Consider the following 17109-nt stretch of genomic DNA (forward strand, 5'->3'; position numbering starts at 1 on the left):
ATGATATACGAACAGCTTGGCAATTATATTAGAAAAAGCATTACTATTTCTGATGAAGATTTAAAAACGATATTCTCCTATTTTAAGCCTTTAAAGAAAAACAAAAATGAGATACTGCTCGAACAAGGACAAACTAGTCAGCAGACTTTTTTTGTTGGTAAAGGCTGTGTTCGAATCTTTTTTATTAATGAAGAAGGAAAAGACGCCACTCGATATATTGCTTTCGAAAATCAATTTGCCACAGCTTTAGTTAGTTTTATAACTAAAATGCCTGCCGTAGAAAATATTCAGGTAATTGAGAAATCAGAATTACTTGCAATCACGCATGAAGATTTCAATCATTTGATGAAAATCATTCCGCAATGGCGGGAATTTTACAGTAATTATTTAGAGAAAGCGTATGTAAATAATGCCAATCGACTAATGTCGTTTACAACTATGGATGCCTTGGAAAGATACAATCAGCTTTTAAAAATCAATCCAACTATTGTAAAAAGGCTTCCAAATAAAATTGTGGCATCGTATATCAATATTTCTCAGGAAACTTTAAGCAGATTGAAATCGAAAGTTTAAATTTAGTTTGATTTTGATTGTGGAGCTACTTGCGGAGATGTCCCCTTCGTCGACATGACAAACGGTATGCAAATATTTTTGCTTAAAAATCTGCGTAAAACCTTTCGACGACTTTAAATAAAAAGAGGCTGTCCTTACTTTTCGGACAGCCTCTTTGCTCTTTATGATTCGCAGCTGCTGCAGCTAACCAAACTTGTTACTAATTCTTTAGAAACACTTTGACTTCTTTGGTAGTACAAACTCTTTACTCCCAACTGCCACGCTTCTATCATTAAACGGTTTACTTCTTTAATTGGAAGTTCTGCTGGAATATTAAGATTCAAGCTTTGCCCTTGATCTACAAATTTCTGACGAATTGCCGCCTGCTGTACAATTTCAAGCTGACTGATTTCTTTAAACGTTTTAAAAACATCTTTTTCAGCTTGAGAAAGCTGTGACATATGCTGAACACTTCCGCCATTTAGCATAATTTCTCTCCAAACTTCTTCGTTATCTAAACCTTTTTCTTCAAGCAATTTCTTTAGGTATTTATTTTTACGCATAAAATTACCTTTGCTCAAACCAGCTTTATAATAATTACTGCTAAAAGGCTCAATTCCTGGAGAAGTCTGTCCTAAAATCGCAGATGATGATGTTGTGGGAGCAATTGCCATTGTTGTTGTGTTACGTTTTCCGTAGCCTTTTAACAATTCTGGTTCGCCGTAAATTCTAGCCAATTCCTGCGTTGCTTTATCGGCTTTATCACTTATATGTTTAAAAATTTCAGTCGTTTTCATTTTAGCCTCCATTCCTTCAAACGGAATCATATTTTTCTGCAAATACGAGTGCCACCCTAAAACTCCAAGTCCAAGCGCGCGGTGTCTTTTTGCAAATTTATTGGCCGCAGAAAGATAATAGTTCCCTTCTGTTTTTTCGATGAATTCCTGCAAAACAGCATCTAAGAAAAATATAGCCAGTTTTACAGCTTCAGTATCTTTCCATTCTTCATAAAGTTCTAAATTCATTGAGGACAAACAACAAATAAATGATTCGTCACTTGTTGACGGAAGCATGATTTCGCTGCATAAATTACTAGCGTTAATTCTAAGATTCTTGTCTTTATAAACCTGTGGTTTGCTTTTGTTTACATTATCACTAAAGAAAATATAAGGCAGTCCTTTCTGCTGACGACTTTCAAGCACTTTTGCCCAAATTTGTCTTTTATCGCTGTCACCATCAATCATTTCCTGCATCCAATAATCAGGAACACAAATTCCAGTAAACAGATTCTGAATAGGATTCCCTATGCTTTTAATTTTAAGAAATTCCTCAATATCTGGGTGATCAATATCTAAATATGCTGCAAATGCACCACGACGTACTCCGCCTTGCGAAATCGTATCCATTGCAGTATCAAAAAGCTTCATAAAACTTACTGCCCCGCTGCTTTTTCCGTTATCTGTTACAGCACTTCCGCGCTCACGCAATTCACCAAAATAACCAGAAGTTCCTCCTCCAATTTTGGTTTGCATAATCACTTCGCCCAGTTTATGCGTAATTCCTTCAATTTTATCTGGAACGTGTACATTAAAACAAGAAATTGGAAGTCCTCTTTCGGTTCCCATATTGGCCCAAACTGGTGAACTTATACTCATCCAACCGCGTTCGATCATTTCAACAAAAGATTCTTTTAACTCTGGTTTATAAAGTCTTCTAGCCGCTGCTGTACATATTCTGTCAATTGCACCTTCAACAGTTTCTCCTTTTAAAAGATAACCACGGTTTAAAATTTGTTCACTTTCTGAGTTCTTCCACCACATTTTAGATCCATTTTCATTTTGCGGAAGATCATTTACTTCATTTATGTCTATTGTATTCATATGTATTTTTGCTTTTAGAAAAGATCGTTTGCTGTTATACTTTTGTCGTGTTTTGTATATTCTACAGGACGTTTAGCAAAAAAATCATCCAAACTGTTAGCAAAAACTTCTTCTTCAAACCAAGCCAAAGCTTTATACTCTTCAACTTTTACATCAAATATGGTCGGAATATTAATTTGTTTTAAACTTTCATCAATTCTAAACTTCATGAAGTTGACTAAATCGCCTTTTTTGATGCTCTCAATCTCACCTTCTTCAAATATCCAATCTAAAATATCTGCTTCTACTGCAATTGAATCTTTTACTGTTTCTCTAACAAGTGTTAAAGTTGCTTCGTCAAAATAATCAGGAAACTCTTCTCTAATTTTATTGATGATGTAAATTCCGCCATTAGCATGAATTTGTTCATCGATAGAAGTCCACGCAATAATATTGCTCACATTTTTCATGTAACCTTTAAATCGTGTAAATGAAAGCAAAATTGCAAACTGACTGAAAAGTGAAACGTTCTCGATTAGAATACTGAATAATATCAGCGAAACCATATATTTTCTGTTGTCCTGCGAACGTGTATCTTTAAGTACATCTGACAAATATTCTACGCGTCGACGAATAACCGGAACGTCTAAAAGTTTCTCAAATTCATCATTGTATCCTAACACTTCAAGCAAGCGGGAATATGCCTCTGAATGTCTGAATTCGCACTCTGCAAAAGTACTTCCTAAACCATTAAATTCAGGTTTTGGAAAGTGCTCATAAATATTTCCCCAAAAGCTTTTTACAGCTACCTCAATTTGAGCAATAGCCAATAAACTATTTTTTACTGCCGTTTTTTCTGCTGATGTTAAATGCGCATGAAAATCCTGAGTATCAGCAGTAAAATCAACTTCTGTATGAACCCAATACGCTTTATTTATAGCTTCGGTAAATTGTAAAACCTCTGGATATTCAAAAGGCTTATAATTGACTCTTTTATCAAATATAGACATAATATATACTATTTAAGTGGTGACTAAAAAAAGATAAAAAACGAAAGTCTAGAAGTGGTAATTACTTTATTTTTTATACTTACAAAATTAACCCACAGTTCCATTTTTGACCAAAGATTGATGTTAAAAAACCAATCAATTATCAACAGCTAAAAGCAGCTCAAAAAAGTGGTAAAAAAACTACTTATCAACAGGTGCATAATTTTCAGTACTTGCTGAAATATCAGCTATTTATACTAAATCTAAATAGAGTTGTCAACAATTAAATTTCAAATAATGCCAGATTTTCAAAAACACTTATCAACATCTAACTTCAAATTTTGCCTATAAAATCTGTTATTTAGCAAAATGCAAACGTCAATAATTCATAAAAAAGAATGCTCTTTTTTCAAACTAAAAATCAAAAAAAAGCAAACCACATTATAAAAAAAGCAAAACATAAAAAACTATTTATCAAACACTTAAATCTAAAAAAATCAAAAACCTCTAGATCTCTTTAAACCAAAATATAATATTGATATCTAAGCTTTCTAAAAAAGATAATCGACAGTTTTACAAAAGCGTCTAAAAAGGCAACATTAAAAAATCATTAGAATTCTTTTTTTTGACAGCAATAAAACTTGATTTAAAACTATAAATCTTTACATTTGTCCTTTATTTTTATTTATTCTAAATAGATCATTATCCCCCATATATAAAGGGACGTTAAACAACAATAATAAATTATGAAAAAGAATCTTTTTATTTCATTGGCTTTAACAGCTGTTTTGTTTGTTAATGCACAGCAAAAAAACACTTTACTAGAGCAATCTTTCTGGAAAAACTCACCTGATGTAACAATAGTTAAAGCAGAAATAGCAAAAGGAAACAATCCAGCAGAAGCAAATGCAAATGCTTTTGATGTTACTACTTTAGCTATTAACAATGATGCTCCTATTGCAACCATCAAATTCCTATTAGACCAATCTGGGAATCCAGTAAATAAAATGACTCATGATAATCGTATTTATCTGCATTGGGCAGCTTATAGAGGTAATACAGAATTAGTGCAATATCTTATTGCAAAAGGTTCTGATGTAAATCTTGAAGACAGCCACGGTACTACTCCTGTCGATTTTGCAGCATCAAATGGTCAATCTAATCCTGCTTTGTACGAGGCTTTCTTTAAAGCTGGAGTTAATCCGAAGAAAAAATACCAAGGTGGTGCTAACTTATTACTTTTAGCAATTCCTGCTGATAAAGATTTAAAAGCTGCTGAATATTTTTCTACAAAAGGAATGTCTCTTAAAGATGTTGACAACGACGGAAACACTGCTTTTACATATGCCGCAAGAACTGGAAACATTGATCTTTTAAAGAAACTATTGGCAAAAGGTGTAAAACCTACTGACAATGCTTTACTTTTTGCAGCGCAAGGGAGTCGTAGAGAATCTAACACTCTTGAAACTTATAAATATTTAGTTGAAGAAGTAAAAATCAAACCAACTGCAGAAAACAAAGCAGGCGAAAATGTACTTTATTTCTTGGCGGGAAAACCAAATCAAACTGAAATTGTAAAATACTTTTTAAGTAAAGGTGCTGATGCAAATAAAGCAAACAAAGAAGGTACAACTCCATTAATGATCGCAGCTTCGGCAAGAGATACTTCTGTATTAGAATTATTACTTCCGCTTGCAAAAAATATAAATTCTCAAAACCTAAAAGGAGAATCGGCTTTAACTTTTGCGGTACGCTCAGGAACTCCTGAAGCTGTCTCTTTATTATTGAGCAAAGGTGCTGATGTAAATGTTACCGATAAAGACGGAAACAATCTGGGTGTGTATCTTGTTCAATCTTACAGACCAGCTGGAAGAGACAGAGAAGCTGCACCAAAACAAGATCCTTTTGACGCTAAAGCAAAATTACTTCAAGACAAAGGATTAAATTTAGCTGCTGCCCAAAAAGACGGTAACACTTTATATCATTTAGCAATTCCAAAAAATGATATTTCTCTTCTTAAAAAAATAACGGACTTAAAAGTGGATGTAAATGCAAAAAACAAAGACGGCTTAACAGCATTACATAGAGCTGCCATGGTTGCAAAAGACGATTCTATCCTAAAATATCTTGTTTCTGTTGGTGCAAAAAAAGAAGTAACCACAGAATTTGATGAAAGCGCTTACGCATTAGCAAAAGAAAATGAGTCGCTTACAAAAAACAACGTCTCTGTAGAATTTTTAAAATAACACTTTAAAAAAATATGAGTTTTGAGTTGTAAGTTTGTGTATAGATTCCAATTTTTCATCTCAAACAAAACTCAAAACTCATAACTTATAATTCATAACTTATAACAACTCATATTTCAATGAAATCAATACTTAAAATCGCTCTTACAAGCGCTCTTATCTGCCTAATTTCATTTCAGGCAAACGCACAAACAAGCAAATACAAATGCATGCTTCAAATGGCAAATTATATGGGCGAAGGAGCTTATATTGTGGTATCGCTTGTTAATGCTAACGGCGACTACGAAAAAACTCTTTATGTAATGGGAGATGATAAAAAATGGTACAAATCGTTAAAAGAATGGAATAAGTTTCAAACTAAGAAAAACGAAGATATCAGCGCTAAAACGGGCGCCTCAGTAACTGGCGGAGATCGCAGCATCACAACAATAGAAATTGATAATTCTAAGATAAACAAAGGTTACAAATTAAGATTTGAATCAGCAGTTGAAGATCAAAAATACTATGTTAGCGATCTTGAAATCCCTCTTACTACTGAAGGTTTAGCCGCAAAAACAGATGGTAAAGGGTATATCAGATATGTGCGACTAAATAAAATATAATTTATTCAAGCATTTAATTTGCTCGAAATTCAAGCTTTGTCAAGGTTTTTAAACTTTGGCAAAGCTTAAAACATTTGATTACATTTCAATAGATTACACTCAATGACTCTTTCATTCTGGCGTTACGCACATTTGGCCTTAGCCCTATTTTCTTCGATATTTCTGCTTTTAGCTTCTGTAACAGGTATTATCCTTGCCGTTGATGCTGTACAGGAAAAAACACTTCCGTACAAAGTCAAGAATTTTGACGCCATAACCTTAGAGCAAACGCTGCCGGCATTAAAAAAAATATATCCAGAAATTACAGAACTGAGTGTTGATTATAATCAATTTGTAACGCTTCAGGCAATTGATGAAGATGGAAATGATATTAACGCTTATATTGACCCAAGAACAGGTAAAACATTAGGGACACCAGCAAAAAAAAGCGAATTTATTCAATGGATAACGGCTTTTCATCGTTCTTTAAACCTACATGAAGCGGGACGTTTTTTCGTTGGCATTATTTCCTTTTTACTAGTCCTGATTTCTATTTCAGGCTTTGCTCTTGTTTTAAACAGACAAAGAGGAATTCGTAATTTTTTCTCCAAAGTTATTAAAGAGTATTTTGCCCAATATTACCATGTGGTTTTAGGGCGCTTGACTTTAATTCCAATTCTAATTATCGCATTGACTGGAACTTATTTAACGCTTGAAAGATTCAACTTTTTTATGGGCGATGAAAAAGCCAAACCTGTAAAAACGGAACTTTCAGCAGAAGTTAAAAAAACTTCAATCTTTAAAAGCACGCTTCTTTCGGATGTAAAAAAAATCGAATTTCCTTTTACTGATGATCCAGAAGAGTTTTATATTATACAATTAAAAAATAAAGAAATTGAAGTAAATCAAGTTACAGGAGCTATAGTTACAGAGAAACAGTCTCCAATTACTGCTCAGTTTGCCGCTTTAAGCCTTGATCTTCATACAGGACGAATTAATGCTGTTTGGGCTGTAATATTAGCCATTGCTTGTATAAATATTCTATTCTTTATTTATTCGGGTTTTGCGATTACTTTAAAACGCAGGTCAAGCCGAATCAAAAACAAATTCAAAGCACACGAAAGCAGCTACATACTTTTAGTAGGTTCTGAAAACGGAAGCTCTTTTAGATTTGCAAATGCCATTCACAAACAATTACTAGATCAAGGAAAAAAAGCTTTTATCACAGAGCTTAATAGTTTTTCTATTTATCCAAAAGCAGAACATATTATAGTTTTCTCTTCAACACATGGTTTGGGAGATCCACCATCAAACGGAAGCAAATTTAAAGCCTTGCTGCAAAAACAAAATCAAGAACAGAAAATTAAATTTTCAGTAGTTGGTTTTGGTTCTACTGCTTATCCTGATTTTTGCAAATTTGCTGTTGAGATCGATCAGCTTTTAGAAAATCAAAACTGGACAGAACGCGTTTTAGAAATGCAGACTGTAAATGATAAATCGGCAGTTGAGTTTGTAAATTGGGTAAAATTATGGAGTACTGAAACTGGAATTCCATTAGCAACAACCCCTTCTTTATACAATCATGTTCCAAAAGGTTTGCAGAAACTAATGGTTTTAGACAAAACAGCAATTTCTGAGGAAGAACATACTTTTTTGGTAACATTACGTGCTAATATGCGCGCCAAATTTAACTCTGGAGATTTATTAGCTATTTATCCTGCTAATGACACGCGAGAGCGTCTATATTCGATTGGAAATCATTCTGGAAATGTACAATTAGTTGTAAAGCTCCATCCTCACGGATTGGGTTCTGGTTACCTAAATAATCTTGCTCCCGGAAATGTAATTAAGGCTAGGATTATCAATAATAAAGCTTTTCATTTTCGAACAAAAGCTCCAAAAGCAGCTTTAATTTCAAACGGAACTGGTATTGCCCCTTTTCTTGGAATGATCGAGCAAAACAAGAAAAAAACCGAAACACATTTGTATTGCGGTTTTAGAATGGAGACAGAAACTGTAACGGGTTACAAAAAGTTTACAGGTGAAATGATTCAGAAACAAAAGTTGTCAAGTTTTCATCTGGCATTTTCGCGAGAGGCTGAACATACTTACGTAATGGACCTTATAAAAAGAGATGCGCTGTTTTTTGTAGATTTACTAAAACAAGGCGGCGTCATTATGATTTGCGGCTCACTTGCCATGCAAAAAGATGTTGAAACTATTCTTGATGAATTGTGTCTCGCAAATGGAACTAAAAGTTTAGCAGATTATAAAACTAACGGACAATTATTAACCGATTGCTACTAGATTGTATCGATTGTAGATTGTAGATTGTAGATTTTGGAGTTTAAAAATATCGCTTCGCCATCGCTTTTATAAAATTGTTATCAAAAAAGATTTTTCATGCTTAGAAAAAACCTAAATCTTTATTTAATTCTTTCTGTTCTAATATGTGGTTTATCAGCACATTCGCAGGTTTTACGAAAAAGAACGACACTGCTTATGGGCGGTCGTTTTGATATTAGTATTGTTGCCAAAGATTCTCTAACTGCTGAAAAAAAAATAACCGAAGTAATTGCCGAAATTACCCGAATTGAGAATTTAATCTCAGATTGGAAATCAACTTCGCAGGTTTCTGAAGTCAATCAGAATGCAGGAATTAAACCAATTAAAGTGGACCGAGAAGTTTTTGAACTAACGCAAAGAGCAATTAAACTTTCTGAAATAACAAATGGCGGCTTTGACGTAAGTTTTGCTGCGATGGATAGAATTTGGAAATTTGACGGATCAATGACCGAAATGCCTTCCGCGGAAGCCATAAAAAAATCTGTAGAAAAAGTTGGTTACAAAAACATTATTCTTGACAGTGTGCAATCGACTATTTTTCTAAAACTAAAAGGAATGAAAATTGGTTTTGGCGCTTTAGGCGAAGGCTACGCTACCGATAAATGCCGTACAATGATGCTTGAAAAAGGCATTAAAGCAGGTATTATTAACGGCTCTGGAGATATGAGTACTTGGGGAAAACAACCAAATGGAGAAGACTGGAAAATAGGCATTACAAATCCATTTAAACCAGAAAAACTCTTGGCAGTTGTACCTTTAAATCAAGGTGCAGTAACTACTTCGGGCAGTTATGAAAAGTTTGTTGTTTTTAATGGCAAACGATATTCTCACATTATAAATCCTGCAACTGGTTATCCTGTAACTGGATTATGCAGTGTTACCATCTTTGGTCCAAATGCAGAAACCGCAAACGGATTAAGCACTTCATTAATGGTACTAGGTCAAAAGGACGGTCTGCTCTTACTGCAAAAATTTCCAGAATACAGCTGTCTTATGATTACGGACAACGGAAAAGTGATCAAATCGAAGAACTTCAACATTAAACATTTCAAGGCAAAACTTTAAGGATAGTCTCTAATTTTAAAGATTAAAATATTCGATTATTGATACTTTTTAAGCTGTTTTCTCGTTTTATCTGTTCTATCTTACCACACACAAAACAAGTAAAAAACTAATAACAAGATACTTACATTTTATCTTAAGACCTCTGTTTTCCTTGTTTTCTCAACATTAGAAACTTTAATGTTATTCTAATGATTTTCTAATGTAAATCTAATGATTTTCTAATTCGTTTATTTAGATTAAATTTAAATAAACTCATAAGTTTGCTGCACAATTTATTCACTACACGCAGTTATGAGGTTTATTTATTTTATCTTTTTAATGGTCACAATAACGGGATGGTCACAAACCGGCACTATTACAGGAAAAGTAACATTTGGCAAACATGAAACAGCTCTTGGAGCAACAGTATTGGTTTCTGGCACACAAAAATTCGCTATTGTTGACAATGACGGTAAATTTCAAATCAAAGGTCTTCCTTTTAAAAAATACACTTTAGAAGTTTCTTCACTAGAAGCAAATACAAAAATGATCGAAGTAAATTTAAATCATTCTTCACATCAAGTTGCTATTACGTTAGAGAAAAAAAATGATACTAAACATTTAAAAGAAGTTGTAATCACAAAAAAGACGGCTAAAAAAGAGATTATAGACAAAGGCTTTTCGGTAAACGTAATCGAAACTCAAGAGGCAGCAAAAAGAAACATTCAAACTAATGATTTATTAGCGCAATCAGTTGGTGTTCGTGTTCGACAAAACGGAGGTTTAGGTTCAAGTGTAAATTATAACCTAAACGGAATGACGGGTAATTCAATCCGAATATTTATTGATGGTATTCCAATTTCAACCTACGGTTCATCATTTAGCTTAAACAGTATTCCGCCAGCATTAATTGAGCGTATTGAAGTTTACAAAGGTGTTGTTCCAGCATATTTGGCAGATGATGCTTTAGGCGGTGCAATTAATGTAATCCTAAAAAAAGGAGCTAAAAACACCCTAAACGCATCTGTATCTTATGGTTCATTTAATACTATTCAATCTAATTTTAATACCACTTATCGAGATAAAAATGGTTTTACTTTAAAAGGTTCCGGCTTTTATAATTACTCTGATAATGACTATGAAATTTGGGGGAAATTTGCCTACAACATTTTATCAAACGGACAAAAAACACCTATTAAAGCAAAACGTTTTGAAGATGCATACCGTTCTTACGGAGGTCGAATCGAAGCGGGTTTTACAAATGTTAATTGGGCAGATACGTTCTTGATAGGTTTTAATACTTCTGATGATTATAATGAAATCCAGCACGGACAGGCAATGTCAAGACCTTATAAAGGTCGATTTACCGAATCTGATGCCAAAGTAATAAGCATTAATTACAGTAAAAAAGATTTTCTGGTAAAAGGACTTGAGTTTACAGTTAATTCTGTTTTCAGCCAAAGAAACGAAGTATTAAGCGATACAGTTAAATGGAATTACAATTGGTTTAATGAAAAAACATTGGGACTTCGCGGTGAACCTATTTTATCACCTTACGGAGCGCAACAAGGTGCACCTACCATTTTGCATATCAATAGTAAAATTTTTAGTACCAGAGGAGGTTTAAATTATTCGCTGAATGAGAATCATAAGTTTGTATTCAGCAGTATGCTTTACTCTTTTGAGCGAGACGATTATGACGAAATGAAATCTGAACTGGAAAGGAATTTTCAGCAAAAACGAGACCTTGAAAAAAGCGTTTTATCATTGGCTTACGAACTAGAAGCGTTTAATTCTCGATTAAGAACAAGCTTATTTGGAAAAAGATACGATCAAAAAACAGAACAAAGAACACCTGTAATAGTTAATTCTGGAGAGCAAACCACTATTCAAGAAAAATTAGAAAAGAACAATACCACTTTTTACGGTTATGGACTAGCTTCCTCCTATTTTATTTTTCCAAAATTGATGTTCAATTTATCTGCAGAAAGAGCAATAAGACTTCCGTCAGAAGGCGAAATATTTGGTAATCCTAGTGAAAATCAAACACCTAATAGTGGATTAAAACCGGAACAAAGTGATAACTTAAATATAGGCTTACGCTTTGGGCCGTATAAAATTAACAATCATAAATTTAGTTTTAACGGTTCTGGATTTTGGAGAAATTCTAAAGATAAAATTATACTCGCATTTAGTAACCGTGTAAATGAAGCCTTGCAGACATCTCCATTTGTAAATTTAGGAACAGCGCAATCTTTGGGTTATGAATTTTCGGCTGAATACTCCAATAATAACAGATTATTCGTATCGATGAATATGTCGAAATTTAATTCACTGTATAAAACGAAATACGATGAAAAAGGACTGTTGCTAGAATACTACAATCAACAATTGCCAAATGAGCCGTATTTTACTGTAAACGGTAATATTCAGTATAATTTTAAAGACATCCTACAAAAAAATTCAGAATTAAATCTCTATTACAATGCGGGCTATGTAGGTGCATTTTATACAACATGGCAAGAAACTGAAAATGATCAGACACCTAATCAATTTCCGCAGGATTTAGGAATAACTTATACATTTCCAAACAAGAAATTTATAGCAAGTTTTGATGTCAAAAACATTACAAACGTTCAGGTCTACGACAACTTTGCTGTTCAAAAACCTGGAAGAGGTTTCTACTTAAAATTAAATTACACCCTCAATAAATTTTAGTAAATAAATAATTTTTAATACACATAGATATGAAAAAAAGTACATTTAAACTACTTGCATGTGGATTGGTTTTAACCACATTTGCACTTACTACAAGCTGCAGCAGTGATGATAATAAAGAGGAACCATCTGTATTGCCTCCAGTTACTGAAAACCGATGGATAACGGTTGCAGGAGCTTTAATGCAAACGAATCCTGGAGACGGAAACGGTGGTACAAGAGTTTTTTCTGTTAGCAAAGAAGATGCGAAAAACCCAAACATTTCTATTAATGCTTTTGATAATGGTGAGCCTGTACAATCAACAAGAACAGCTCGTTTACAATCGTCTGTTGATGGAAGCACACTTTTTAATATTACCTATACTGGTGCTAATGGTGGTGAATTCATGACTTACAAAGTTAATGGAGGAAAAAGCTTTACACAATCAGGAACAACAGTAAATATCTCTCAATATGCTGGAACATCTCCTAGATGGGTAAAACTTTTTGACGGTGATAAAACTGGTGTAGCAGTAAACGTAACTACTCCTACAGTTGTTACACAAGCAGATGGAAAAACATATAAATATACAAGAGGTTCTGCAACCGTTTTAAGTCTTGATTTACAAAAGTTCTTAATTTCTGATTACAGACAATATGAAATTGCATTAACTGCAGCTGAAGAAGCTTTAGGTCACCATATTTTCCGTTTAGATGCACCAACATTAAACAAAGCAGGAAACAAATTAATCATTGGAACTTGGATGCGTAAAACGAATCCTTCTACAGGATTGATCGAAAGTGATTTTGAGCGTTTAGGATCTAAATCTGTTGTTGTTGATTATCCTTCATTACAAAACCCTAAAGTAATTACTTCGACAGTTGGTTTTGGAGATACAAGCGGATACAGAAGTTTCAACAGTTTTGTAGCAAATGATGGAAACATCTACCAAGCAACTCAAAGAGATACTAAAAAAGGTTCTTACATCTTAAAAATCAACCAAAGCAATGAATATGATAACTCTTATGTTTTCAGTTTAGATACAGCTCTTGGAGTTAAAGGTTCTTATATTGATGCATGGAGATATGTAGGAAACGGAATTGCTTATGCCGTTTATACTTACGAAGGTACAAACCAAGGTTATGTAGCAAGAATTGATCTAAATGCAAAAACAGCTAAACTAGTCGAAGGTATTGCTTATGATACGGCTTTAGATTTTGGTCAATACCAAGGTTTTGTAGTTGACGGAAACGAAATATACATTGCAGTTACACCAGTTGGTAAAGATGGAAACATTTACATTATTAATGCTGCAACAGGCGCTGTTACAAAAGGTGCTAAATTGGTTAACAAACCAGGAAACCACTACATTGGTGTTTTCTAATAATGATAACTTGAGTTATAGCGATAATTCTTGATTTTTTTTTAAATGGTAAATATTCCGCTCCTATTTTGGGGCGGAATATTTTTTTATACAAGAATTTGATTCGAATATATTTGCTTGAAGAAGATAACATTAATTCATTACTTTTACTTTAAGACGTTAAAATCTAGACATGAAAAAACCAATTCTTTACATAGTGCTTATTTTTGCAGTTTGGAGCTGTCAAAACAAAAAAGAGAAAACCAGCATAGCTTCTGAGCAAATTAAAGATATCAACGAAATTGTAGAAGCAATTATAATTCAGGACAGTTTAAATGTTTTTTCTAAAAGTGAAGATTCAACAATGTTTTGCAGTGAACTTAGAAAGATAAAAATAAATATTCCTCAGAAAAAAGACAGCAAAGATTTTATACTACTTCCTCCTCTCTCTGGTGGTATATACATTACTCAATTAGTACCTAGTAAAATAAAAGGGCAAACTTTTTTCTCCTCTAAAGATTCTTTGTATCTATTAGAACAAAATTCAAATCCAGATAAACTAAAAATTGCAAAATCTATAGTTGAAAAATTAAATACAACTACAATTGAAAAAACAAAAATTAGACGTAAAAATGGGCAACGATCAAGATTTTATGAAATGACGATACCTATTTTCTCTGCTGACAAACAAAATGCATATGTCGAATTAGATTACGAATGTGGTGGTTTATGCGGAAGTGGACAAGCCATATATTTGAAAAAAATAAACGGTAAATGGAAAATAATTGTACAATGGGAAAATTGGATAAGTTAGTTCAAAAAAATATAAGTCATGTAAGTTCAATTAAGCCAAAACTTAAAACAACTTACATAACTTATATGGTTCACTAACTTTGCGAGAGAGCGTTTACTGTACTTTTACTTCAATAACAGAAACTGGCAAACTGCTTGTAGTAGCCTTCAACTGAATATCTTCTTTCTTCCCATTCGATTGAATAATTGCAATACATTTTCCGCTGAATAACTTGCAGGAATTCGCTTTAAAAGAATCTAAATTAGCTTGATAACCATTATCAACTCCAACCAATTTTCCGCCGCCGGTAACTTCAAAATTAATTAAATCTCTTGCGTTTGGTAATAAGTTTCCAGCTGCATCAACTGTAGAAACGGTTACATAAACCAAATCGTAAGTATCATTTTTGATTATTGTTTTGTCTGCTTTTAAATCAATTTTAGAAGCTTCTCCCGCTGTGTGGATTTCTTTTTCTAAAACTACTTTTCCATTCTTTCTTGAAATTGCTTTTAAAGTTCCTGATTCGAACTTCACTTTCCATGAAATATGCAAATCATCATTTTGTTTTGATTGCTTTCCAAGAGATTTTCCGTTTAAGAATAATTCCACTTCGTCGGCATTATTGTAGTATGCCCAAACTTCAACTTCCTGATCTTTTTTCCAATTCCAATGCGGAAAAATGTGCAAAACAGGTTTTGTCGACCATTCGCTTTGGTACATATAATACACATCTTTTGGAAGTCCAGCCAAATCAACAATTCCGAAATACGAACTTCTCGCAGGAAACGGATACGGATCAGGTTCTCCAATATAATCAAAACCTGTCCAGATAAAAGTTCCCGCCATAAAATCCTGTTTCTTGATAGTTTTCCAGTTTTCTTCGTGCGTTGCTCCCCAATACGATTTCACCTGATCATAAGCCGAAACCGTCCAATCGGCATTTCCGTCAAACGGAGCACCGTGTTTTGTTGGCCACGCTTTAATTCCATCAGGAAAATCATAATGCCCGCGTGTTTCTAAAGCCGAAACACTTTCTGATGCCAATATTTTTTGTCCTTTAAAACGTGTTGGAAAATCCTTGTAATCTTCGTGTTTGTAATTGAATCCTAAAAGATCCAAAGCTCCAGATTGGTAAATAAAATTCTTCTCAATTACATTTTCAGTCAAAGCCGAAGTTACAGGGCGAGTTGTATCTAATGATTTTACGATTTTAGCTAATTCTCTAGTAATTGCAATTCCAGTTGAATCAAACTGTTCTCTGATTTCGTTACCAATACTCCACATCATTACCGATGGATAATTGCGGTCTCTTTTGATAAAATCTTCTAAATCCTGTTTGTGCCAAGCGTCCCAATCTTTGTGATAATCATTGGTCACTTTTTTCTTTTTCCAAACATCAAAAGCTTCGTCCTGAACAATGAATCCCATTTCGTCACACAATTGCATCATTTCCAAAGAATGTGGATTATGGGACATTCTAATAGCGTTGGCTCCCATTTCTTTCATTAAAGTCAGTTTTCTTCTGACGGCATGAATATTTTCTACCGCACCCAAAGCGCCATTATCATGATGCAGACAAACTCCGTATATTTTCGTCGGAACTCCGTTTAAAGAAAATCCTTTCTCTGCATCAAAATTGAAATACCTAAATCCAAGAGGCGTTTCGTAATTGTCAATCAATTTCGATTTCTCGTAAACTTTAGTAATAACTTTATACAAATACGGATTTTCTGTACTCCATAATTTCGGCTGATTTAAAACCAAATTATGAACCTTTTTTTCAGATGTTTTAGCACCAATTTTTTCTGTTGAAGTAAAATTAGCAACTTCTTTATTCTCTGCATTTATAATCGAAGTAACCAATTTAAATTCTTTTGCAGAAGCATTATCATTATCAATTGTAACTTCTAAATGTATTTTTGATTTTGCTGCCGAAACTTCTGGCGTAATAACAAAAGTTCCCCACTTCCCTACATGCAGTTTTTCGCTTGCAACCAAACGCACATTTCTATAAATTCCAGAACCTGTGTACCATCTAGAGTTTGGCTGTGCATCATTATCAACTTTTACAGCAATCGTATTTGATTTTCCAAAGTTTAAATACTGCGTTAAATCATAACGAAAAGAAATATATCCGTTTGGACGTACTCCTAAAGATTTTCCATTTATAAAAACTTCACTGTTTTTAAAAACACCATCAAATTCAATCGAAACGGTTTTGTTTTTCCAATTCGCAGGAATGCTAAAAGCCTTACGATACCAACCTTTCCCTGCTGGTAGAAATCCCTGTGCTTGTTTCGTTTTACTGTTTTTATCGAAAGCACCTTCAATACTCCAATCATGCGGCAATTGAAGCATTCTCCAATCAGACACATTATAATTGCCATTTATTGCTTCTGGATGATCGCCTAATTTAAAATTCCAGTTTTTGTTGAAGTCTTCTACAATTCTGGCTTGTTTTTGTGCAAAAATTGATACTGAAAACAATAACGCAATTACTATTTTTTGAAATATGTTTTTATGTTTAATCATAAATATGTTTTTTATACTACTCTACTAACTTCTCTGTTATTTCGACCGAAGGGAGAGATCACACACGGCATTCCGCACTGCAAATCGCCAATCTTTTTCGAGTTTC

General features: G+C 33.6%; 11 protein-coding genes. 8 read left to right on the top strand and 3 right to left on the bottom strand.

Translation table 11 applies throughout. From position 1 onward, the window contains the following. A complete protein-coding gene (locus tag ACHRVL_RS11290) occupies nucleotides 1–573 on the top strand; it encodes a Crp/Fnr family transcriptional regulator (RefSeq protein ID WP_395412783.1) in 573 nt (190 codons plus the stop codon). 161 nt (nucleotides 574–734) lie between these two features. Here the strand turns inward: ACHRVL_RS11290 and ACHRVL_RS11295 are convergent, their stop codons facing one another. Both ACHRVL_RS11295 and ACHRVL_RS11300 read right to left on the bottom strand, forming a co-directional pair. Further along, on the bottom strand, nucleotides 735–2432 hold the full coding sequence (locus ACHRVL_RS11295; protein WP_129023148.1) for a ribonucleoside-diphosphate reductase subunit alpha: 1698 nt from the start codon (nucleotides 2430–2432) through the stop codon (nucleotides 735–737). Nucleotides 2433–2446: 14 nt separating this feature from the next. Then, on the bottom strand, nucleotides 2447–3421 hold the full coding sequence (locus tag ACHRVL_RS11300) for a ribonucleotide-diphosphate reductase subunit beta (RefSeq protein WP_395412785.1): 975 nt from the start codon (nucleotides 3419–3421) through the stop codon (nucleotides 2447–2449). Nucleotides 3422–4146: 725 nt separating this feature from the next. Between ACHRVL_RS11300 and ACHRVL_RS11305 the strand changes: the two genes are divergently transcribed. The 7 genes from ACHRVL_RS11305 (at nucleotide 4147) to ACHRVL_RS11335 (ending at nucleotide 14492) form a co-directional block, all read left to right on the top strand. Continuing rightward, nucleotides 4147–5646, top strand: a complete 1500-nt coding sequence (locus ACHRVL_RS11305) for an ankyrin repeat domain-containing protein (protein WP_395412787.1) — start codon at nucleotides 4147–4149, stop codon at nucleotides 5644–5646. A 119-nt stretch (nucleotides 5647–5765) separates the two neighbouring features. Next, entirely contained in the window at nucleotides 5766–6248 is a 483-nt protein-coding gene (locus ACHRVL_RS11310) for a DUF2271 domain-containing protein (protein ID WP_089054827.1), read from the top strand. 102 nt (nucleotides 6249–6350) lie between these two features. Further along, the gene (locus ACHRVL_RS11315) at nucleotides 6351–8534 is read left to right on the top strand and encodes a PepSY domain-containing protein (protein WP_395412789.1); all 2184 of its coding nucleotides are present in this window, start codon (nucleotides 6351–6353) and stop codon (nucleotides 8532–8534) included. Between the two features lie 96 nt (nucleotides 8535–8630). Next, nucleotides 8631–9638 (top strand): FAD:protein FMN transferase, encoded by a 1008-nt coding sequence (locus ACHRVL_RS11320; RefSeq protein WP_395412791.1) that lies wholly within the window; start codon nucleotides 8631–8633, stop codon nucleotides 9636–9638. A 318-nt stretch (nucleotides 9639–9956) separates the two neighbouring features. Continuing rightward, complete coding sequence (locus tag ACHRVL_RS11325; protein ID WP_395412793.1) at nucleotides 9957–12335, top strand: TonB-dependent receptor domain-containing protein; 2379 nt, start codon at nucleotides 9957–9959, stop codon at nucleotides 12333–12335. A gap of 29 nt (nucleotides 12336–12364) precedes the next feature. After that, nucleotides 12365–13699, top strand: coding sequence for a hypothetical protein (locus ACHRVL_RS11330; RefSeq protein WP_395412796.1), 1335 nt, complete (start codon nucleotides 12365–12367; stop codon nucleotides 13697–13699). A 172-nt stretch (nucleotides 13700–13871) separates the two neighbouring features. Next, the gene (locus ACHRVL_RS11335; RefSeq protein WP_395412798.1) at nucleotides 13872–14492 is read left to right on the top strand and encodes a hypothetical protein; all 621 of its coding nucleotides are present in this window, start codon (nucleotides 13872–13874) and stop codon (nucleotides 14490–14492) included. A 93-nt stretch (nucleotides 14493–14585) separates the two neighbouring features. On the opposite strand, the gene ACHRVL_RS11340 is transcribed toward ACHRVL_RS11335, so the two are convergent. Beyond that, nucleotides 14586–17003, bottom strand: a complete 2418-nt coding sequence (locus ACHRVL_RS11340; protein WP_395412799.1) for a sugar-binding domain-containing protein — start codon at nucleotides 17001–17003, stop codon at nucleotides 14586–14588. Between the last annotated feature and the right edge of the window lie 106 nt (nucleotides 17004–17109).

The organism is Flavobacterium sp. FlaQc-28, assembly GCF_044007415.1.
GTDB lineage: Bacteria > Bacteroidota > Bacteroidia > Flavobacteriales > Flavobacteriaceae > Flavobacterium.

What these genes read in the sequence shown, in the direction of transcription:
- ACHRVL_RS11290 (WP_395412783.1), top strand. Translation starts at nt 1, where the DNA reads ATGATATACGAACAGCTTGGCAATTATATTAGAAAAAGCATTACTATT.
- ACHRVL_RS11295 (WP_129023148.1), bottom strand. Translation starts at nt 2,432, where the DNA reads ATGAATACAATAGACATAAATGAAGTAAATGATCTTCCGCAAAATGAA.
- ACHRVL_RS11300 (WP_395412785.1), bottom strand. Translation starts at nt 3,421, where the DNA reads ATGTCTATATTTGATAAAAGAGTCAATTATAAGCCTTTTGAATATCCA.
- ACHRVL_RS11305 (WP_395412787.1), top strand. Translation starts at nt 4,147, where the DNA reads ATGAAAAAGAATCTTTTTATTTCATTGGCTTTAACAGCTGTTTTGTTT.
- ACHRVL_RS11310 (WP_089054827.1), top strand. Translation starts at nt 5,766, where the DNA reads ATGAAATCAATACTTAAAATCGCTCTTACAAGCGCTCTTATCTGCCTA.
- ACHRVL_RS11315 (WP_395412789.1), top strand. Translation starts at nt 6,351, where the DNA reads ATGACTCTTTCATTCTGGCGTTACGCACATTTGGCCTTAGCCCTATTT.
- ACHRVL_RS11320 (WP_395412791.1), top strand. Translation starts at nt 8,631, where the DNA reads ATGCTTAGAAAAAACCTAAATCTTTATTTAATTCTTTCTGTTCTAATA.
- ACHRVL_RS11325 (WP_395412793.1), top strand. Translation starts at nt 9,957, where the DNA reads ATGGTCACAATAACGGGATGGTCACAAACCGGCACTATTACAGGAAAA.
- ACHRVL_RS11330 (WP_395412796.1), top strand. Translation starts at nt 12,365, where the DNA reads ATGAAAAAAAGTACATTTAAACTACTTGCATGTGGATTGGTTTTAACC.
- ACHRVL_RS11335 (WP_395412798.1), top strand. Translation starts at nt 13,872, where the DNA reads ATGAAAAAACCAATTCTTTACATAGTGCTTATTTTTGCAGTTTGGAGC.
- ACHRVL_RS11340 (WP_395412799.1), bottom strand. Translation starts at nt 17,003, where the DNA reads ATGATTAAACATAAAAACATATTTCAAAAAATAGTAATTGCGTTATTG.